General features: G+C 74.5%; 12 protein-coding genes and 1 tRNA gene. 3 read left to right on the top strand and 10 right to left on the bottom strand.

All coding sequences use genetic code 11. The features are described 5' to 3' along the window. Nucleotides 1–83: 83 nt before the first annotated feature. Together IE311_RS14800 and IE311_RS14795 are read right to left on the bottom strand one after the other, a co-directional pair. On the bottom strand, nucleotides 84–2,819 hold the full coding sequence (locus tag IE311_RS14800) for a BTAD domain-containing putative transcriptional regulator (RefSeq protein ID WP_189832126.1): 2,736 nt from the start codon (nucleotides 2,817–2,819) through the stop codon (nucleotides 84–86). Nucleotides 2,820–3,075: 256 nt separating this feature from the next. Next, nucleotides 3,076–3,675, bottom strand: a complete 600-nt coding sequence (locus IE311_RS14795) for a TetR/AcrR family transcriptional regulator (protein ID WP_189832125.1) — start codon at nucleotides 3,673–3,675, stop codon at nucleotides 3,076–3,078. Nucleotides 3,676–3,821: 146 nt separating this feature from the next. On the opposite strand from IE311_RS14795, the gene IE311_RS14790 reads away from it, so the two are divergent. Beyond that, the gene (locus tag IE311_RS14790) at nucleotides 3,822–4,721 is read left to right on the top strand and encodes an alpha/beta fold hydrolase (RefSeq protein WP_229901932.1); all 900 of its coding nucleotides are present in this window, start codon (nucleotides 3,822–3,824) and stop codon (nucleotides 4,719–4,721) included. 17 nt (nucleotides 4,722–4,738) lie between these two features. On the opposite strand, the gene IE311_RS14785 is transcribed toward IE311_RS14790, so the two are convergent. From IE311_RS14785 to IE311_RS14770, 4 genes are all read right to left on the bottom strand, one after another. Next, nucleotides 4,739–4,812, bottom strand: a tRNA-Thr gene (locus IE311_RS14785). A gap of 85 nt (nucleotides 4,813–4,897) precedes the next feature. Beyond that, nucleotides 4,898–6,451 carry an alpha/beta hydrolase gene (locus tag IE311_RS14780; RefSeq protein ID WP_189832124.1) on the bottom strand — a complete coding sequence of 518 codons (1,554 nt, stop codon included), beginning with the start codon at nucleotides 6,449–6,451 and terminating at the stop codon, nucleotides 4,898–4,900. A gap of 155 nt (nucleotides 6,452–6,606) precedes the next feature. After that, on the bottom strand, nucleotides 6,607–7,809 hold the full coding sequence (locus IE311_RS14775; protein WP_189832123.1) for a DNA polymerase III subunit delta': 1,203 nt from the start codon (nucleotides 7,807–7,809) through the stop codon (nucleotides 6,607–6,609). Between the two features lie 134 nt (nucleotides 7,810–7,943). Then, nucleotides 7,944–8,120: a hypothetical protein gene (locus tag IE311_RS14770; RefSeq protein WP_189832122.1), complete on the bottom strand. Its 177-nt coding sequence runs from the start codon at nucleotides 8,118–8,120 to the stop codon at nucleotides 7,944–7,946. Between the two features lie 199 nt (nucleotides 8,121–8,319). Here IE311_RS14770 and IE311_RS14765 point away from each other — a divergent pair, with 199 nt between their 5' ends. Next, a complete protein-coding gene (locus IE311_RS14765) occupies nucleotides 8,320–9,594 on the top strand; it encodes a sensor histidine kinase (RefSeq protein WP_189832121.1) in 1,275 nt (424 codons plus the stop codon). Next, nucleotides 9,582–10,226 (top strand): LuxR C-terminal-related transcriptional regulator, encoded by a 645-nt coding sequence (locus tag IE311_RS14760; RefSeq protein WP_189832120.1) that lies wholly within the window; start codon nucleotides 9,582–9,584, stop codon nucleotides 10,224–10,226. Before IE311_RS14765 ends, IE311_RS14760 begins: the two co-directional genes overlap by 13 nt. Nucleotides 10,227–10,302: 76 nt before the next feature. Here the strand turns inward: IE311_RS14760 and IE311_RS14755 are convergent, their stop codons facing one another. From IE311_RS14755 to topA, 4 genes are all read right to left on the bottom strand, one after another. Then, a complete protein-coding gene (locus IE311_RS14755; RefSeq protein WP_189832119.1) occupies nucleotides 10,303–12,765 on the bottom strand; it encodes an FtsX-like permease family protein in 2,463 nt (820 codons plus the stop codon). Continuing rightward, nucleotides 12,762–13,622, bottom strand: coding sequence for an ABC transporter ATP-binding protein (locus IE311_RS14750; RefSeq protein WP_229901931.1), 861 nt, complete (start codon nucleotides 13,620–13,622; stop codon nucleotides 12,762–12,764). The genes IE311_RS14755 and IE311_RS14750 overlap by 4 nt, the downstream gene beginning before the upstream one ends. Nucleotides 13,623–13,718: 96 nt before the next feature. Then, complete coding sequence (gene tmk / locus IE311_RS14745) at nucleotides 13,719–17,195, bottom strand: dTMP kinase (RefSeq protein ID WP_189832118.1); 3,477 nt, start codon at nucleotides 17,193–17,195, stop codon at nucleotides 13,719–13,721. Nucleotides 17,196–17,323: 128 nt separating this feature from the next. After that, nucleotides 17,324–20,176 (bottom strand): type I DNA topoisomerase, encoded by a 2,853-nt coding sequence (topA, locus tag IE311_RS14740; RefSeq protein ID WP_189832117.1) that lies wholly within the window; start codon nucleotides 20,174–20,176, stop codon nucleotides 17,324–17,326. Between the last annotated feature and the right edge of the window lie 148 nt (nucleotides 20,177–20,324).

Below are 20,324 nucleotides of genomic sequence, written 5' to 3'. Positions count from 1 at the left end.
GCCGGCGGCCGAAAGCCGATCAGCGGCCCCGCGCACCGACGACTCAGCAGCTCACCGGGTCCGCAGGTCAGCAGGTCACCGGGTCAGCAGGTCAGCCCCACCTTGCGGACGGCATCGGCGACGGCCCCCGCCCCGCTGCCGCGCCCGGTGAGATCACGGGCCTGGGAGCGGTGGTCGCAGGCCGGCCGCATGGTGCCGTTCTCCTGCCGGGCGGCGGCGATACGGCGCAGCGCCAGCGCCTGCCCCTCCTGCCAGCCGGCCTGCCGCGCGAGCTCCAGCGCGCTGCGGAACAGGTCCAGGGCCTGCGCGTTGTTCGCCAGCACCCAGTGGCATTCGGCGCGCCGCAGCTGGGCGGCGGCCTGGGCCCTCAGCTCGCCGTCGGCGACGGCGGCGAACAGGCTGGCGGTCGCGACCTTGAGGCAGTCACCCGTGTACATCCCCACCATGAAGTAGCTGTGCAGGCTCTCCGCCAGCCGCCAGGCGACGGCGGTGAAGCCCGCGCCGGAGGCCTGGAGGACGGCGCCGGCCAGGTTCTCCCGCTCGTTGTCCAGCCACTCCGAGGCCTGGTCGTGGTCCGAGAAGACCAGCGCGGCCGAGGGCGCCGACGCGGCGGACGGCTGCGCGGCCGACTCCGCCGGGTAGAGCAGCCGGGCCGCCGCGTCGGTGTGGTAGAGGTACCAGTCGAAGAGCCGTTGCCGCCCGGCGCGCGCCTCCTCCCGGCTGACCAGCTCGCGGGCGTAGGTGCGCAGCAGGTCGTGCAGCCCGAACCGGCCGGCCGCCCGCTCCCGCACCAGATGGGCGTCGGTCAGGGTGACCAGCAGGGACGCGGATTCGGCCGAGGTGGAGTCCGCGAGCGCGGCGGCTCCGTCGACGGTGAGGTCCGGTCCCGGGGTCAGGCTGAGGAGCCGGAACATCCGCTGGGCGGCGGCGGGGAGCGCGCGGTAGGAGAGCTCGAAGGCGGCCCGCACCGTCGAGCGCCGGTCGCCTTCGATGTGCAGCCGGCTGAGCATGTCGTCACCCGCTAATTCGGCGCAGTAGTCGGCGATGGCGACGTTGCGGGCCAGCAGGTTGGCACCGGCGATCCGGATGGCCAGCGGCAGCCCGCCGCAGAGCCGTACGAGCCTGCGGGCCGCCTCCTCGTCGGCCGCGGCCCGGCTCTCGCCGATGGTGGCGGCGAGGAGTTGGAGTCCCTCATCCGGGTCGAGCACGTCCAGGACGAGCTGGCGGGCACCGTCGCTGGCGACCAGCCCGGCGAGCCGGCTGCGGCTGGTGATCACGACGGCGCAGCCCTGGGCGCCCGGGATGAGCGGCCTGACCTGCTCGGCGTCGCGCGCGTTGTCGAGCACGATCAGCATCTGCTTGTCGGCGAGCAGGGTGCGGTACAGCGCCGCGGCCTCGTCCTCGTCCGCGGGCAGCTGGTCGGGGGGCGCGCCCAGGGCCCGGAGGAACTGGGCCAGGACGTCGCCGGGTCTCAGGGTCGGAAGCGGGGAGTGGCCGCGCAGGTCGACGAAGAGCTGTCCGTCCTCGAAGTGTTCGCGCCGGGCATGCGCCCAGTGTTTGGCGAGGGCGGTCTTGCCGACTCCGGGCGCGCCGACGACGGCCACCACGTGCGAGCGCAGGGCGGGGTGGGGCGCGACGAGGGCGTCCAGCTCCCGCATCTGGCGGCGCCGCCCGACGTAGGAGCCGGCCCGGGCGGGCAGCTGGGCGGGGAGCGGGCCGGTGGTGAGTGCCGGGCGCTCGGCCGCCGCGGGGCGGTCGGGGCGCTGTGCGAGGGGAAGTTGCTGGCGCAGTACCCGCAGATGGGCGGCGCGGACCTCGGTGCTGGGCTCGATGCCCAGTTCCTCGTCGAGCCGGTCGCGCAGGCGGTTGAACACATTGAGTGCGGCGGCCTGTTCGCCGCAGCTGGCGAGGGTGAGGATCAGCCGGGCGTGCATGCCCTCGTGGAGTGGCTCGGTGTTCACCATGTCCCAGAGCAGCGGGACGGTCTCCTCGGGCCGGCGCAGCAGCAGTGCCGTGTCGGCGTGCAGCAGGACCGCCTTGACGCGGCGTTCGTTGGCCACCACCGCGGCCGGATGCTGGCGCAGTACGGGGTCCGCGTCGGCGAGCACCGGCCCCCGCCACCATTGAAGGGCCTGGGTCAGTGTCTCGTACGCGGCCTCCGGGTCCCCGGCGCGGTGCAGGCGTTCCGCCTGGGCGAGCAGCTCGTCGAAGTGGCCGAGGTCGATCTGGTTCCGGGTCGCCTGGAGGAGGTAGCCGGTGGGCGTCCGGGCGACGGTGAGCGACGGAACGGTCCGCGGTTCGTCGGGTTCGAGGAGTCGGCGGACCTGGCTGACGTAGGTGTGGATCAGGCTCTGGTGGGAGCTCGGCGGCCCGGAGGGCCAGAGGGTGTCGGTGATCTCCTGCTGGGTGGAGGGCTCGGGGTGCTTGAGTGCCAGCAGCCCGAGCAGGCGGCGCAGCATCGGGCTGGTGACGGGGACGGGGCTCTGGCCGCGCCGGAGGGAGAGGGGGCCGAGGATCAGCAGGCGCGGGCGGGCGGCGGCGCGGGACGGTCCGGTACGGGTGGCGGCGAGCAGGTCCACCAGCTCGGCGCCGGTCAGTCCGAGGGTTTCGGCCAGTCGCTGGAGGGTGCGCGACTGGGGGCGCCTGACCCGGCCGCGCTCGATGTCGCGGAGTGCCCGGGTGCTGATCCCGGCCCGTGCGGCGGCCGCTTCCTGGCTGAGTCCGGCCCGTCTGCGGAACGCCTGGAGCTGTGCGCCGAACGAGCCCTGTTCCCCCGGGCCTCCCCGGGGAAGCCCCGCGACCGACGTCCTCTCTGACATGGCATCCCCCTCATCCGATGACCGCGACCCGTCGATCGTGACCGGCTGCGGCATTGCGGGCCGTGCGCGGCCGACTCTGCAGAGGCTTCGTCAATGATCAGTTTGGACTAGACCAATGCCCCAAGCAAGGGGCCGTCCACTTCGCGCGCGCCCGCGGGTGAGCGGGCGGGCGCGCGCGAGGCGGGGGGCTCCGACCACGCGCACCGCGCCCGGCCACGCCGGCCTCGGCCCGGGGCGCCGCCGGGCCGAGTGCGCGTCACCCGCCCGCGGGCGACCGGGGATAGACCACGTCGAGCAGCCCGCCGACGAACGCGTCGAGGTCGTCGAGCCCCGCCCCGTTCGGCACGCCCCGAGGGTGCGCCAGCAGATCGACGACGGCCGCGTGGACGGCCATGGTGACGACACGCGCGCGCTGCGGCGTGACGTCGAAGCCGGCGGAGCGCTGGAGCCGCTCCATCGTCGCGAAGTCCATGGCGGAGATCTCCGCGAGCACCTTGCCCAGCCACGGCTTGCGTGACGCCTCGCCGTGGAGTTCGAGGTAGGCGAGCACACGCCGCCGGCCCGGCCCCGTGGCCTCTTCGAGCAGGCCGCACAGCAGCGCGGCGAAGTCCTCGCGCCCGGTGGGGCCGGTCGCGCCGGTCGGCAGGGTGCCCGCCTGCCGGAAGAGATCGAGGCAACGCTCCGCGACGGCGGCGAGCAGTGCGTCGCGGGTGGGGAAGTAGTTCTTCGCCGTCCCGGCGGGTACTCCCGCCGCGCCGTCGACCGCGCGATGGGTCAGGCCGCGGCTGCCCTCGGCGGACAGCACCTCCAGCGCCGCATCCCGCAGCAGATTGCGCCGGTTCGCGTTCTCCGCCACGCCGCCCGCCCCTTTCCCGACCCGTCGATTGCCGGGCACCACCCTACCTGTGGTGCCACACCTGTGGTAGTTGTTGGGGCGCAGACCGGACCCCGCACGGGCGAACGGCCCGTCCGTCCGAGTGGGACACGAGGAGAGGCAGGGCCATGCCCCAGGTCGAGCTGTCGTCCGGAACCATCGCCTACGAGGACACCGGCGGCGACGGTCCCGTCCTGGTGTTCCTGCACGGAGTGCTGATGGACCACACGGTGTGGCGCAAGGTCGTCCCCGACCTGCGCGGCACCTACCGGTGCGTGCTGCCCACCCTGCCGCTGGGCAGCCACCGCACGCCGATGCGCCCGGACGCCGACCTGTCGCTGCGCGGACAGGCACTCCTGGTCGGGGAGTTCCTCGACCGGCTCGACCTGCGCGAGGTGACGCTGGTGCTCAACGACTGGGGCGGTGCGCAAGTGCTGCTGTCCGAGGGCCGTACGGCGCGCATCGCCCGCCTCGCCCTCGTCGCCTGCGAGGCGTTCGACAACTACCCGCCGGGCAGACCGGGCCGGTCCCTGGTCCGGGCCGCCTCGATCCCGGGCGGCCTGGCCCTGCTGATGCATCTCCTGCGGCTGCGCCCGGTACGGCGGGCGCCGAACGGCTGGGGCGCCATGACCGAGCGCCCGATCCCCGACGCGATCACGGACGCCTGGTTCCGGCCCGCCCGCACGGACCCCGGCGTCCGCCGCGACCTGGCCAAATACCTCACGTCCACCCCACCCAGGAGGCAACTGCTCCAGTGGTCCGAGCAGATGCGCGCCTTCGAGGGACCCGTACTCGTGGCCTGGGCGACACGGGACAGGCTGATGCCCCGCGAACACGGCCCACGCCTGGCCGAGCTCTTCCCGCGAGGACGCCTCGCCGAGATCGAGGGCAGCCGGACCCTGGTCCCCGAGGACCGCCCGGACGAACTCGTCCGACTGCTCCACGACTTCCTGCACACCACGACCACCGGCACCCACGACTCCCCCGTCGTGTCCGGGCATGAAAAAGCCCCAGGTCACGGCGAGTGAGTCCTGGGGCTAATCCGGGCCGCCTTCGGGATTCGAACCCGAGACCTACGCATTACGAGTGCGTTGCTCTGGCCAGCTGAGCTAAGGCGGCACGCTGTGTGAACCCATGGTGGGTGCAGCAGCGACGCCAAGTCTACACAGTTTCCGGGGGTGCTCCGACCACCCCCGGAGAGGGCCTATGAGCAGCGCTTTCCGTCGGCCGGAGGGGTGCCTTCCAGGAGGTAGGCGTTGATCGCCGTGTCGATGCAGTCGCTGCCCCGGCCGTACGCGGTGTGGCCGTCGCCCTCGTACGTCAGCAGAGTGCCGGAGGACAGCTGGCCGGCCAGGGACTGGGCCCACTTGTACGGGGTCGCCGGGTCGCGGGTGGTGCCGACGACCAGGATCGGGGCGGCGCCCTCGGCGGTGATGCGGTGCGGGCCGCCGGTGGCCGGGGTGGGCCAGGAGGTGCAGTTCAAGGCGGCCCAGGCGAGACCCCTGCCGAAGATCGGGGAGGCCTTCTCGAAGGACGGGACGGCCTTGGCGACGTCGGCGGGGCCCGCGTAGGCGGCCGGCAGGTCGAGGCAGTTCACGGCCGCGTTGGCGAACATGAGGTTGGCGTACGCGCCGTCCGGTTCCCGCTCGTAGTAGCTGTCGGCGAGGGCGAGGAGGCCCGAGCCCTCGCCGCCGATCGCCCGGGTCAGCGCCTCGCGCAGCTGGGGCCAGGCGCCCTCGTCGTACATCGCCGCGATCACTCCGGTGGTGGCGAGCGACTCGCCGAGCGCGCGGCTCTCTCCGGTGGGCACGGGCTCGGCGTCCACGTCACGGAAGAACTTCTTCAGCGCCTCGCCGGCCGCCGCGACCGACCCCGTACCGAGCGGGCAGTCCGGCCGGCTCACGCAGTCGGCGGCAAAGGCACGGAACGAGGTCTCGAAACCGGCGGTCTGGTCGCGGTTGAGGTCGATCGCCGGCAGCGAGGGGTCCATCGCCCCGTCGAGGACGAGGCGGCCGACCCGGCCCGGGAAGAGCTCGGCGTACGTGGCTCCCAGGAACGTGCCGTACGACGCCCCCACGTAGCTGAGCTTCTCGTCGCCGAGCACCGCCCGCAGGATGTCCATGTCACGGGCCGTCTCGACCGTGGAGACGTGCGGCAGGATCGCCCGCGACTTCTTCGCGCAGCCCGCCGAGAAGACCTTGAAGGCGGCGCTCAGCGCATTGACCTCCGCGGTGTCGTCGGGGGTCTGGTCGACCTGGGTGAACGTGTCCATCTGCGGCCCCGTCAGGCATTCGACGGGCTCGCTGCGGGCGACTCCCCGCGGGTCGACGGCCACCATGTCGTAGCGGGCGCGGACGGGGGCGGGGTAGCCGATGCCCGCGTACCCCTGGAGGTAGCCGACGGCCGAGCCGCCGGGGCCGCCCGGGTTGACGAGCAGCGAACCGAGCCGCTTGCCGGGGCCGGTGGCCCGGACCCGGGAGACGGCCAGCTCGATCTCGCCCGCGTCCGGCTTCGCGTAGTCCAGCGGGGCGCGCAGGGTGGCGCACTGGAAGCTCGGCACCCCGCAGTCGCGCCACGCGAGCTTCTGGCCGTAGAACGTCTTCAGGGCCCCCGGCGAGGAGGAGGGCGCCGCCGCCGGCGGGGCCGACGTGGTGGTGCGGGACGCCGCCGCGTCGCTGCCGCCCGAGCAGCCGGAGAGGATCAGCCCGGCGGCCGCGAGGGCCGTGGCGGACGTACGGAGCAAACGCCTGGAATCCATGCCCGGAGCGTATCCGGACCGGTACGGACCGTGTCCAATCGCCTGGTACGGGACACCCTTGGGGCCCGGCCTCGCGAACCCGCCCGGGACGCGCGCCCGGGCCCCCGTCGGGCGCGACCGCCCCGACCGGCCCGGGACCCGCGCCCAGAACACCGTCAGCCCCGCAGCGCCATCGTCATCGCCTCCACCGCGAGCAGCGGCGCGACGTTCCGGTCGAGTGCCTCCCGGCAGGCCAGGACCGCCTCGATACGGCGGAGGGTCCGCTCCGGGGTGGTGCCGCGGGCGATCCGCTCCAGCGCGTCCTGCACGTCCGTGTTGGCGAGGGCGGATCGCGAGCGCAGCTGGAGCGTCAGGACATCACGGTAGAAGCCGGTCAGATCGGTGAGCGCGAGATCCAGACTGTCGCGCTGGGTACGGGTCCGACGGCGCTTCTGCCGCTCCTCCAGCTCCTTCATCGCCCCGGCCGTGCCGCGCGGCATCCGCCCGCCCTGCGCCGCGCCGAGGGCCGCCTTCAGCTCGTCGGTCTCCTTGACGTCGATCTCCTCCGCGACCTGCTTCGCGTCCTCGGCCGCCGCGTCCACCAGCTCCTGGGCGGCCTTGAGGCAGCCGCCGATGTCGTCGACCCGCAGCGGCAGTTTGAGGACGACGTTCCGGCGCGCGCGGGCCCGCTCGTCGGTGGCCAGCCGCCGCGCCCGGTCGATGTGGCCCTGGGTGGCGCGGGCGGCGGCGTGCGCCGTCTCGGGGTCGATGCCGTCGCGCCGCACGAGCACGTCGGCGACGGCCTCCACGGGCGGGGTGCGCAGGGTCAGGTGCCGGCAGCGGGAGCGGATCGTGGGCAGCACGTCCTCCAGGGAGGGCGCGCAGAGCAGCCAGACCGTGCGCGGGGCGGGTTCCTCGACGGCCTTCAGGAGGACGTTGCCCGCGCCTTCGGTGAGCCGGTCCGCGTCCTCCAGGACGATGACCTGCCAGCGGCCGCCCGCCGGTGAGAGCTGGGCGCGGCGGACGAGGGCGCGGGTCTCCTTCACACCGATGGACAGCAGGTCCGTACGGACGATCTCGACGTCCGCGTGGGTGCCGACGAGGGTCGTGTGGCAGCCGTCGCAGAAGCCGCAGCCGGGGGCTCCGCCGAGCGCCCGGTCGGGGCTCACGCACTGGAGCGCGGCGGCGAACGCCCGCGCCGCGGTCGCCCGCCCGGATCCCGGCGGGCCGGTGAAGAGCCAGGCGTGCGTCATCTTCGAGGCATCGGGCTCGGGGCCTCCGGCGGCATGGGCGGTCACGAGCGCGTCGGCGTCGCGCGCGGCGGCGGCGAGCTGCTCCTCGACCTTCGCCTGTCCGACCAGGTCGTCCCATACGGCCATGTCTGCCCCTCCTCAGGTACGCCCTCCATTGTGGGGCAGTCCTCTGACAGCCCCCGCCGGTCCGGGGGAGGCGCGCGTCGGAGCGGAGGAGGCGCGCGTCGGAGCGGGCGCCTCCCGCTTCACGCCGGGTGCCGTCATCGGGCCTCCGCGCGGGGGCGGGTCAGCCACAGGCCGATCGCCGAGCCCAGCACCGCCACCCCGCTGCAGACGCTCGCCGCGACGTGGGTGGCGCCGGCGAGGTGGGCGAAGGTGTTGATGTAGGCGTTGCCGAGGACCGCCGCCGCGAGCAGCAGCCAGAGCAGGAAGCGCATGGGAATCTCCGTGGGTCGGGGAAGCCGAGGGGAACGAGGGGTAGAAGCGGGAAGGTCCCGGGAGGCGGGGAAAGAGGTGCGGGCGGTACGGATTCGATCTTCGTCGCCCCGGGCTCCCCGCACAGCGGTGCCCGCCCCCGGACCGATGGTGGTGCCTGCACCACCGCGGCTCTCGGGTCCTCCCGCATAACCTGGCCGTATGCGCGACGCGATCAAGGAAGCGGCCCGGGCGTCGCTCCAACTGCTGAGCGGGGCCGCGATCGCGATCCTCTGCCACCTGATGGCCGGAGTCGCCCTCTTCGCGGCCTGCCTCACCGTCACCGTCATCGGCGCGGGTGTGCTCCCCGAGAGCGTGCTGCTGCTGCGCCGGCTCGCCGGCCGGGAACGGCACCGCACCGCCGCGTGGACCGGGACGCCCGTCCCGGAGGCGTACCTTCCGCTCGAAGGCCCGCTCCCCGCGCGCGTGCGCACCGCCGTCACCGACCCCGGCACCGGCCGGGACCTGGTCTGGGCCGCCGCACAGCTGCTCTACGGCATGGCGCTCTGGTACGTCTCGCTGGTGCTGTGGCTGCCCGCGCTGATCGTCGACGGCGTGGGGACCGGGCTCGCGGGACGGCGGCCGGTGGCCCTGCCGCTGATCGGCCGGCTCGCCGATCTGGGGGCCGAGTGGTCCCGCATCCTGCTCACGCCCGCCCCTTCGGCTGCCCGGGACGCCGCGCTCGCCGCCCGCATCGAGCAGCTGACGGCCACCCGGGCGGGCGCGATCGCCGCGCACGGCGCCGAGCTGCGCCGGATCGAACGCGATCTGCACGACGGCGCGCAGGCCCGTCTCGTGGCGCTCTCCATGCGGATCGGTCTGGCCAAACGGGCCTACGACTCCGATCCCGTGACGGCCCGCAAACTCCTCGACGACGCGCAGACGCAGGCCGAGGAGGCGCTGGCCGAGCTGCGGCACGTGGTGCGGGGGATCCACCCGCCGATCCTCACCGACCGGGGACTGACCGGGGCGGTACGGGCGCTGGCCGCGAGCAGCGGCCTGGAGGTGCGGGTGTCCGTGACGGGCCTGGCCGACGGCGCCGGGGCCGCCGACGGCGAACCGGCACCGGCGGCCGCACCGGCCGGCCCCCGGGCCTCCGACACCGCACCGGCACCCTCCGTCCCCCGGCCCGCCGACGGTCGTCGCGCGCCCGCCGCCGTCGAGGCCGCCGCGTACTTCGTGGTCGCCGAGGCCCTCACCAACGCCGCCAAGCACAGCGGCGCCACCCGTGCCTCCGTCGCCCTCACCCGCGAACCGACCGCTCTCCGCGTCCGCGTGAAGGACGAGGGCCGTGGCGGGGCCGAGGCCGGTGAGAGCGGCGGCTCCGGGCTCGTCGGCATGCGCCGCCGGGTCGCCGCGCTGGACGGCACCGTACGACTGACCAGCCCCGAAGGGGGCCCGACCATGATCGAAGTGGAGCTTCCGTGCGTGTGGTGATCGCCGAGGACAACGCCCTCCTGAGGGAGGGCCTGGTGCTGTTGCTGACCTCCTCCGGCCATGAGGTCGCCGGGGTCGCCGCCACCGGCCCCGAGATCCTGCCGCTGCTCCTGGAGCACCGCCCGGACGTGGCCGTCCTCGACGTACGGCTGCCGCCCGGCTTCCGCGACGAGGGGCTGCGAGCGGCGCTGGCGGCCCGCGAGCAGCTGCCGGATCTGCCGGTCCTGGTGCTCTCCCAGTACGTGGAGGAGACCTACGCGGCCGAGCTCCTGGGCGGCGGCGCCCGGGGCGTCGGCTACCTCCTGAAGGACCGGGTGGGCCGGGTGGACGAGTTCCTGGACGCTCTGGAACGGGTCGCCTCCGGTGGTACGGCCCTGGACCCGGAGGTCGTCACCGAACTCCTCGCCCGCCGCCGCGACGACCCGCTGGACTCCCTCACGCCCCGCGAGCGCGAGGTTCTGGAACTCATGGCCCAGGGGCACGACAACGGCACGATCGCCCGCTCGATGGTGGTCACCGAGCGGGCCGTGCACAAGCACATCGGCAATGTCTTCCTGAAGCTCGGCCTGCCGCCGACCGACAGCGGCGGCCACCGCCGGGTCCTCGCCGTGCTCGCCTATCTCGACGCCTGAGCCGCCGCCCGGGACGGAGTGCCCGCCCGGGACGGGTCCGGCGCGCCGGACCGGGCCGCCGCCGCCCGGGCCCGGCTCACGCCCGCTGCCGCCGCGAGGGCAGGAACACGCCCGCGACCACCGTGACCACGACCGCTCCGGCGATCAGCGCCGCCTGCTCGGGCGGCAGGTACGGCAGGCCGCCCGTGAGCGCCCAGGCGAAGGCGGTCAGCGGCAGCGCGCCCACCACGGCCCCGACGATCAGACCCGTGACGGTCAGGAACCCGGCCTCCAGGCCGAGCATCCGGCGCAGCTGACCGGCCGAGGCTCCCACCTGGCCGAGCAGCCGGTGCTCACCGCGCCGCCCGGCTCCGATCAGGGTGAGGGTGCTGAGGACGGAGAGGAGGGTGAGCCCGCCGATCGCGGAGACGATCGCCGCCGACACGATCCCGTTCAGTTCGGCGCCCGGAAGTGTCACCTGTTCGGGTGTCACGGGAGCGGCGGAGGAGCCCCCCTCCGTGGCGGCCAGCACGCGCGCGGGGTACGGATCGCTCATGTGCGGGGCCAGTTCGGCCTTCGGCAGCAGGAACTCGCCCAGGGCGAGCGAGCGTTCGTAGACCGCGACCACCCGCAGCCGCTTCCGGACGCCGTCGCCGAGCCGCAGCTCCACCGTCGAACCGGGCTTCACGTCCAGGGAGTCGGCCATGGCCGCACCGACCGCCACCGTGCCCGGCCGGGCGAGTCCGGCCAGGTCACCGGCGACGACACCGGGGTCGAGCGTGCCGGCCAGGCCCGCGGCGTCCACGCCGAGGACCGGCAGCCGGTCGAGGCGCGGCGTACCGGCCTCCGTCCGGGCCAGGACGACGGTCGAACGCAGCACGTCCGTGGCCGTGTCGACGCCGGGCAGCTTCCGCACCCGCTCCGCCGTCGTACCGGAGAGCGAGAGATCCGCGGTCGTCGCGGCCCGCGCCTGCGCGTCGGCGGCGCGTTCCATCGTCGTACCCGCCGAGAGCTGCACCAGGGCGAAGGAGGTGACGAGGACGACCGGGACGAGCGCCGCCCCGAGCCGGCGCGAGTGGGCGCCCGCACCGGCCGCCGTGAGCCGTCCGGGCGCACCGCCGAGCCGGCGGAACGGCCGGTCCAGGACCTTCATGGCGGCCCCCGCGATCCACGGCCCGAGCACCGCGCATCCGGCGACCAGCGTCACCGTGGCGGCTCCGGCCGCGGCGGCCGCCGCCCCGCCGCCCTGGACACCGGCCGCTCCGGCCGATCCCGCGCCCAGCACGAGCAGCACCATCCCGACGACCTTCCGCACACTCCCCTTCCCCGGCCGCCCCGGCTTCCGGGTCGCGGAGAGGGCGACGAGCCGGGTGATGCCCAGCACGACACCGGCGGCGACGAGGACGGCGGCGAACAGCCAGGGCGGGACGGGCAGTTCGAGGCCTTCCGGTACGACTCCGGTACGGCCCCGCAGCGCCGACCACAGCCCCAGGAACACCGGTACGGCCGCGACCGCGCCGAGCAGCGCCGCCAGCCCCGCCACCCGGGTCACCTCCCGGCCCGCGGCCGCCCGGATCTGACGGGGGGTCGCCCCGACCGAGAGCAGCAGCTCCCGCTCGGCGGCACGCTGCTGGAGGGCCTGCGCGACGAGCGAGGCGAGGACGAGGACGGCCACGAGGACGAGGGTCCCGGAGACGGCGGCGAGCAGTCGGAGGAGCTCCATGCGCGCGGGGGGCGCGGCGAGGTGCTCGGCACCGCCCCGGCCGTCGCCGGTGAGTGCCCGGAGCGGCCGGCCCGAGGCGGTGTCCTTGAGTCCGGCCCGGTCCAGGGCGGCCCGTACGCGCGCGTGGAGGGTGTCCACGGGGACGCCGGGCCGGGCGAGCACCCCGACGGCGTCGGCGGCGCCCGCGTGCCCGGCGAGCTTCCGCGCCTCCGCCGCCGTGACGTACAGCGCGGCGGGCCCTTCGGCGAGACCGACGACCTTCCGCCCGGCCACGACGTCCCCGACCCGGACCCCGGCCGCGACACCGGCACGAGCACCCGCACCCGCGCCGCCACCGGCACCGCCACCCGTCACGACCTCGTCCGCCGTGCGGGGCTCCCGGCCCTCCACGAGCCGGTACGGAGCGAGTCGGGCCGCCTCCCAGGACCGCCCGGTGTACACGCGCCGGTCCTGGGGACCGTCCGCCCCCTGCTCCCGTACGGCGAAGGTGTGGTCCGGCACCGCCGCCCGGACCCCGGGAACGGCCCGCACCACGTCGACGGCCGCGCCCGGCACCCGTACCCGCTCGGTCAGTCCGGCCGTCTCCGTGGTCGGCTCGCCGCCCCACGGCTTCGTCGTCCAGCGGACCTCCTGGTCCCCGGCGACGACGACGGCCGCGGCCGCGTACCGCTCCACGCGCGCGTGGCCGAGCCCGGCCGAGCCCGCGGCGAGGGCCAGGGCCCCGAGCAGCGCGGTGGTGACGGCGACGGCGGCGAACACGGCCGCCCACGCCTTCCGGTGCGAGCGCAGGGAGCGGGCGGCGAGCAGCCGGACCGCGGGGTTCCCCAGTGATGTCATCGGGCCACCGCCACACGGTGGAAGCCGGCGCCGGCGTGGCCGGCGGGCGCGTGCGCGCCGAGCATCTCCCGTACCCCGGACTCGTCCGGACGGTCGAGCCGCCCGACGAGCCGGCCCCCGTCGAGGAACACGGCCTCGTCGGTCCAGGCGGCGGCCACCGGGTCGTGGGTGACGAGGACGACCGTGGTGCCCCGCTCGTCGACCGCGCGGCGCAGCAGGGCGAGGACCCCCGCCGCGGTGACCGGGTCGAGCGCGGCGGTCGGCTCGTCGGCGAAGACCACCTCGGGTTCGTTGACCAGGGCACGGGCGACGGCCACCCGCTGGCGCTGGCCGCCGGACAGGTTCTCCGGGATGTCCTCGGCCCGGTCGGCGAGCCCGACCGCCTCGAGACCGGCGAGGGCGCGGGCGTCGAGCGCCCGGCCCTCGCGGGCTCCGGCGAGGAGCAGCGGGAGGGTGACGTTCTCCCGCACGTTGAGGGCGGAGACGAGGTTCAGCGACTGGAAGACGAAGCCGACCCGGTCGCGCCGGAGCCGGGTGAGACCGGCGGTCTTCAGGGTGGCGAGGTCGGTGCCGCCGATCCGTACCGTCCCGGTCGTCGGCCGTTCGAGTCCCGCCGCGCACCGCAGCAGGGTGGACTTGCCGGAACCCGACCGGCCCATCACCGCCATGAACCGGCCGCGCGGCACGACCAGACTCACCCGTTCGAGCGCCGGGGCCCCGCGTCCGTACGTCCGTCCCACCCCGTCGAGGGCGAGGGCGGCATCCGCGAGGGCGGCTCCCGGGACGTGGGCGGCTCCCGGAGCGAGGGCGGCTTCCCGGGCGTGGGCGCCGCCCTCCGGCACTGCAGTCGTCTTCATGCCGACAACGCTAGAAAAACGCGGCTCACAGCGGCATGGAGCTGGCTTCCGGCTTGGGGGTGGAGCCAGCTCCACCCCCAAGGCCGGGGAAGAGGATCAGCGGCGGCGCCGCGGGCCCTCGTCCTCGTCGTCGTGCGGGCCGAACAGCTCGTCCGCGAGCGTCGGGAGATCGTCGAGCGGGGTCTCCTCGGCCCAGTCGGAGCGGCTGCGCGGCCGGCCGTTCTCGTCGAGCTGGGGCAGCTCACGGGTCCGGTCGTTCGCCCCGTGCGGCTCCTCCCGCGCGTCGCGGAAGATGCCCTGCGGCACCCGGTCGGCGGGGTCGGACGCCCGATCGGCCCGTACGGGAGGCACCCGGTCGGCCCGTACGGAGGGCAGCACGGCGGTCGACTCGGTGTCCCGTACGGCGGGCAGGACCGCGGTCTCGTCCACGCCCCGCGCCCCACCGACCTGGGGCAGGACGGTCGTCTCGGCCTCCGGCTTCGTCATCTTCACGATCGGGGTGGCCACGGTGATCTCGTCGGGCGACACCGTCGGCCCGTCCGGCTCCGGGTCCTGCCGTACGGCCGTCCGGGGGTCGGGCTTCGCCGCGGCGTCCGGCTTCGCGACGGCCCCGGGCTTCACGATCGGGGTCGGCTGGGTGACCTCGTTCGCCGAGAGCTCGGCGGCCTCGGCGGCGGCCTTCCGCGCGGCGGCGGCCGCGTTCGCCTCGGCCTCCGCCTTCTTCTGAGCGGCCTTGGCCTCGGTGGCCGCCTTCTCCTGAGCGGCCTTCGCGTCGGCCGCGGCCTTCGCCTCGGCCTCCGCCGCCTTCTTCGCGGCCTCGGCCTTCTCGGCCGCGGCCCGCTGCCGGGCGACCTTCGCCGCCTCGGCGCGCTGGGCGGCCGCGATCTCCGCCGCGGCCCGCTCGGCCGCCGCCCGCTCGGCTGCGGCCTTGGCCGCCGCCTCGGCCGCGATCTTCTCGGCCGCGGCCCTCGCCGCGGCTTCCTCGGCCGCCTTCGCGGCGGAGGCGGCCTCGGCCATCCGGCGGGCCTCCTCGGCACGGAGCAGGGCTTCCTCGGCCTTGCGCTGCTTCTCCAGGCGGCGCTCCTCCGCCTCGGCCCGCAGCCGTGCCTCTTCCTCGGCCTCCTTGCGGAGTCGTTCCTGCTCCTCCTGGCGGGCCTTCTCCTCGGCCGCGAGTCGCTTCCGCTCCTCCTCGGCGGCGGCCTCGGCGGCGATCCGGGCCTCCTCGGCCCGGCGCCGGGCCTCCTCCGCCTGGCGTTCGGCCTCCAGGCGGCGCGCCTCTTCCTCCTCGCGCCGCTTGCGCTCCTCCTCCTCGGCACGGAGCTTGGCGAGCTGCTCCTGGCGCTCGCGCTCCAGGCGCTCCTCCTCGGCCTTGCGGGCGGCCTCTTCCTCGGCCTTCCTGCGCGCCTCCTCCTCGGCCTTCCGGCGGGCCTCCTCGACGGCCTTCACCTCGGCCTCCGAGAGCGGCAGCATCCGGTCGAGCCGGTGGCGCACGACGGTGGTGACGGCCTCGGGCTCCTGGCCGGCGTCGACGACGAGGTAGCGGCTGGGGTCGGCGGCGGCGAGGGCGAGGAATCCGGCCCGTACGCGCGCGTGGAACTCCGGCGGCTCGGACTCCAGGCGGTCGGGCGCCTCGGTGAACCGTTCCCGCGCGGTCTCCGGGGAGACGTCGAGGACCACGGTCAGATGCGGGACGAGACCGTCGGTCGCCCAGCGCGAGATACGGGCGATCTCGGTCGGGGAGAGGTCACGGCCCGCGCCCTGGTAGGCGACGGACGAGTCGATGTAGCGGTCGGAGAGGACGATCGCGCCCCGCTCCAGGGCGGGCCGGACCAGGGAGTCGACGTGTTCGGCGCGGTCGGCCGCGTACAGCAGGGCCTCGGCGCGGTTCGAGAGCCCCGCCGACGACACGTCGAGGAGGATCGAGCGGAGCCGCTTGCCGATGGGGGTGGCGCCGGGTTCGCGGGTGACGACGACCTCGTGGCCCTTGGCGCGGATCCACTCGGCGAGTGCCTGCACCTGGGTGGACTTGCCGGCCCCGTCGCCGCCTTCCAGGGCGATGAAGAAGCCGGTCGCGGCGGGCGCCTGCGCCGGGTCGGAGCCGCGCAGCGCGTCGCGCAGGTCGCGGCGGAGCGGGACGCCCGCCCGGTCGTCGGTCTTCGCGAGGACGAGCGCGGCGACCGGCAGCAGCAGGGCGCCGATCAGGGCGAGCGTGAAGGCGGCGCCGCCGTGGGCGAGGACGAAGTCGCCGGAGGCGAGCCGGTGCGGCCCGATCGCGGCGGCGAGCAGCGGCGCGGCGAGCGCGCCGACGGCCATGGCGACGCGGGCGGTGGCCTGGAGGTGCTCGGTGGTCCGGGCCCTGCGGGGCTCCTCGGTCTCCTGGTCGACGAGGGTGTGGCCGGTGTGGGCGGCGACTCCGGCCGCGTATCCGGCGAGGACGGCGAGGAACAGCACGGTCGCCGTGTCCGGCACCAGGCCCATCGCGATCAGCGCGACGCCGGTGACGGCGGTGACGAGGGCCAGCAGCCGGCGTCGGGACAGGACGGGCAGGACCTTGCTCGCGGTGCGGATGCCGACGGCGGTGGCACCGCTGAGCGCCAGGATCAGGAGGGCGTACGTGACCGGGCCACCGCCCAGGTCGTAGGCGTGGAGGACGGCGACGGACGCGGCGGCGGCGATGGCCCCGGCGACGGTGGCGCAGGCCAGGACGAGCGGGGAGACGGCTCCCGTACGGCCCTTCTCGCCGGCCGGGCGGCGCAGGCCCTCCAGGGGCGAGCGGGGCCGGGGCGTCGCCCCGCCGGGGAGCGCCATCGCGTACAGGACGGTGACGGAGGCGGCGAAGAGCCCGGCGGCGACGTACGAGCCGAGGGCGGCCTGGTGCAGGGTGAACCAGTCGATGCCGGCGCCCAGCAGATTGCCGACCAGGGTGGCGACGAGCAGGACGGCGGCCGCCGCCGGGACGGCGAGGAAGCCGGTCCGCTGGGAGAGCCGGCGCAGCGCGCCGAGGTGGTCGGGCAGCGGCCTTACGGCCCCGCCCTCGATCGGCGGGGAGGGCAGCAGCGCGGGTGCGGCACCCTCGCGGCTGATCGTCCAGAGCCGCTCGGCCGCACCGGTGACGAACACGGTGCCGAGGAGGTACCAGAGGGCGTTGCCGGGGGTCCAGTCGATCCACAGCGGTGCGATGACGAGCAGCGCGATCCGGACGGCGTCGGCGCCGATCATGGTCCAGCGACGGTCGAGCGCCCCGCCGGGCCCGGTGAGGGCGGTCAGCGGCCCGAGGAGGACGGCCCCGAAGAGGAGCGAGGCGAGCAGCCGTGCGCCGACGACGGCGGCCACGGCGAGCGCGGCACCCCGCTCGCCGCCTCCGAGCGCGCCCTCGGTGACGGCCGCCTGGAGGCCGAGGAGGACGAGCACGAGCAGGGCGAGGGCGTCGCCGGTGCTGCCGACGAGCTGGGCGCTCCACAGTCTGCGCAACGGCTGATGGCGCAAGAGGGCGCGTACGGCACGCTCCCCCGAATCCGCGACGAGTGCGGCGTCGAAATCGCCGAGGCGGTCTGGCTGCTCTGCTCGCGTCATCCGTCCACCCTATCCGGACGGGATTGCTCCCCGCGGCCTCCGCCCGAACATCCGGACGAGCCTGTGACAAGGCGAAGGGCGGGGCGGAGGCCGCTGCCTCCACCCCACCCTTCGAGGTCCTGCCGGGACTACTCCGGCTTCGCCGCCGCCGTCTTCTTGGCGGCGGTCGTCTTCTTCGCCGTCGTCGTCTTCGCGGCCGTCTTCTTGGCGGCCGTGGCCTTGGTGGCGGTGGTCTTCTTCGCCGCCGTCTTCGTGGCCGTCTTCTTCGCGGTGGTCGTCTTCTTGGCCGGGGCCTTCTTGGCGGTCTTCTTCGCCGGTCCCTTGGCCCGCTTCTCCGCGAGGAGCTCGTAGCCGCGCTCCGGCGTGATGTCCTCCACGCTGTCGCCGGTCCGCAGGGTGGCGTTGGTCTCGCCGTCCGTCACGTACGGGCCGAAGCGCCCGTCCTTGACGACCACGGGCTTCTCGCTGACCGGGTCGGTGCCCAGCTCCTTCAGCGGCGGCTTGGCCGCGGCCCGGCCCCGCTGCTTCGGCTGGGCGTAGATCGCGAGCGCCTCTTCGAGGGTGACCGTGAAGAGCTGCTCCTCCTCGGTGAGCGACCGCGAGTCCGTGCCCTTCTTCAGGTACGGGCCGTAGCGGCCGTTCTGCGCGGTGATCTCGACGCCCTCGGCGTCCGCGCCGACGACCCTGGGCAGGGACATCAGCCGGAGCGCGTCCTCCAGGGTGACGGTGTCGAGGCTCATCGACTTGAAGAGGGAGGCCGTGCGCGGCTTCACCGCGTTCTTGCCGGTCTTCGGGGTGCCCTCGGGCAGGATCTCCGTGACGTACGGGCCGTAGCGGCCGTCCTTCGCGACGATCTGGTTGCCGCTGACCGGGTCGGCGCCCAGCTCGAAGTCACCGCTCGGCTTGGCGAGCAGCTCCTCGGCGAGCTCGATGGTCAGTTCGTCGGGCGCGAGCTCCTCGGGGACGTCGGCGCGCTGGTGGCCCTCGGCGTCCTTCTCGCCGCGCTCGACGTACGGGCCGTAGCGGCCGACGCGGAGCACGATGTCGTTGCCGACGGGGAAGGACGAGATCTCGCGGGCGTCGATCGCGCCGAGGTCGGTGACGAGCTCCTTCAGACCGCCGAGGTGGTCTCCGTCGCCGTTGCCGGCGTCCGCGGCGCCGCCGGTGGCGGCCGTACCGCCCTCGGTCTCACCGAAGTAGAAACGCTTCAGCCACGGCACGGACTTGGCCTCGCCCCGCGCGATGCGGTCGAGGTCGTCCTCCATCCGGGCGGTGAAGTCGTAGTCGACGAGTCGCCCGAAGTGCGTCTCCAGGAGGTTGACGACGGCGAAGCTCAGGAAGGACGGCACGAGGGCCGTGCCCTTCTTGAAGACGTAGCCGCGGTCGAGGATCGTGCCGATGATCGACGCGTACGTCGACGGGCGGCCGATCTCGCGCTCTTCCAGCTCCTTGACCAGCGAGGCCTCGGTGTAGCGGGCCGGCGGCTTGGTGGCGTGGCCGTCGACGGTGATCCCGTCGGCGGTCAGCGCGTCGCCCTCGGCGACCTGCGGCAGGCGCCGCTCGCGGTCGTCGAGCTCGGCGTTCGGGTCGTCGGCGCCTTCGACGTAGGCCTTCATGAAGCCGTGGAAGGTGATCGTCTTGCCGGACGCGCTGAACTCGGCGTCGCGGCCGTCGGCGGCCCGGCCGCCGATCTTCACGGTGACCGAGTTCCCGGTCGCGTCCTTCATCTGGGAGGCGACGGTCCGCTTCCAGATCAGCTCGTAGAGGCGGAACTGGTCGCCGGTCAGACCGGTCTCCGCGGGAGTGCGGAAACGATCACCCGAAGGGCGGATCGCCTCGTGCGCCTCCTGCGCGTTCTTGACCTTGCCCGCGTAGACGCGGGGCTTCTCCGGCAGGTAGTCGGCGCCGTACAGCTGCGTGACCTGCGCCCGCGCCGCCGAGACGGCGGTGTCGGAGAGGATCGTGGAGTCCGTACGCATGTAGGTGATGAAGCCGTTCTCGTACAGCTTCTGCGCCACCTGCATGGTCGCCTTCGCACCGAAGCCCAGCTTGCGGCTCGCCTCCTGCTGGAGGGTGGTGGTCCGGAAGGGGGCGTACGGGGAGCGGCGGTACGGCTTCGACTCGACCGACCGCACGGAGAACGCGGTGTCGGCGAGCGAGGCCGCCAGACTCCGGGCGTTCGCCTCGTCCAGGTGGAGCACGCTCTCGCTCTTGAGCCGGCCGTCGGGGCCGAAGTCACGGCCCTGCGCGACCCGCTTGCCGTCGACCGCCGCGAGGCGCGCGACCAGCTGCGACGGGTCGGAGGCGTCACCGGAGCGGCCGGTGGCGAAGGTGCCGGTGAGGTCCCAGTACTCGGCGGAACGGAAGGCGATGCGCTCGCGCTCCCGCTCGACGACGAGCCGGGTGGCGACGGACTGCACGCGGCCGGCCGACAGCTTCGGCATGACCTTCTTCCACAGGACCGGCGAGACCTCGTAGCCGTACAGGCGGTCGAGGATGCGGCGGGTCTCCTGGGCGTCGACCATGCGCTGGTTCAGCTCGCGCGGGTTGGCGACGGCCTCGCGGATCGCGTCCTTGGTGATCTCGTGGAAGACCATCCGGTGGACCGGGACCTTGGGCTTCAGGACTTCCTGGAGGTGCCACGCGATGGCCTCGCCCTCGCGGTCCTCATCGGTGGCGAGGAAGAGCTCGTCGGATTCGGCGAGGAGCTCCTTGAGCTTCCTGACCTGCGCCTTCTTGTCGGCATTGACGACATAGATGGGCTGGAAGTCGTGCTCGACGTCGACGCCGAGACGGCGCACCTCACCGGTGTACTTCTCGGGCACCTCCGCGGCACCGCTGGGGAGGTCTCGGATGTGCCCGACGCTCGCCTCGACGACGTAGCCGGGGCCGAGGTAGCCCTTGATCGTCTTCGCCTTGGCAGGCGACTCGACGATGACGAGTCGGCGGCCGCCGTGTGCGGCTTCGCTGGTCGGGGACAACTTCGCTCTTCTCTCCGGATCGACACTCTCTGGCACGTACGGTGCTGGCACGCACGGCAGCGGCACGGACGGTGACGCTCCCGTCGCTGCGGAGTGTGACGGTACAACCCGCCCCCGTGTCAAACGGCGAAAGCCCGCAACGGCCACT

The organism is Streptomyces zaomyceticus (assembly GCF_014656215.1).
In the GTDB taxonomy this organism is placed as follows: domain Bacteria; phylum Actinomycetota; class Actinomycetes; order Streptomycetales; family Streptomycetaceae; genus Streptomyces; species Streptomyces zaomyceticus.
This window is presented reverse-complemented; position numbering and strand designations above follow the sequence as displayed.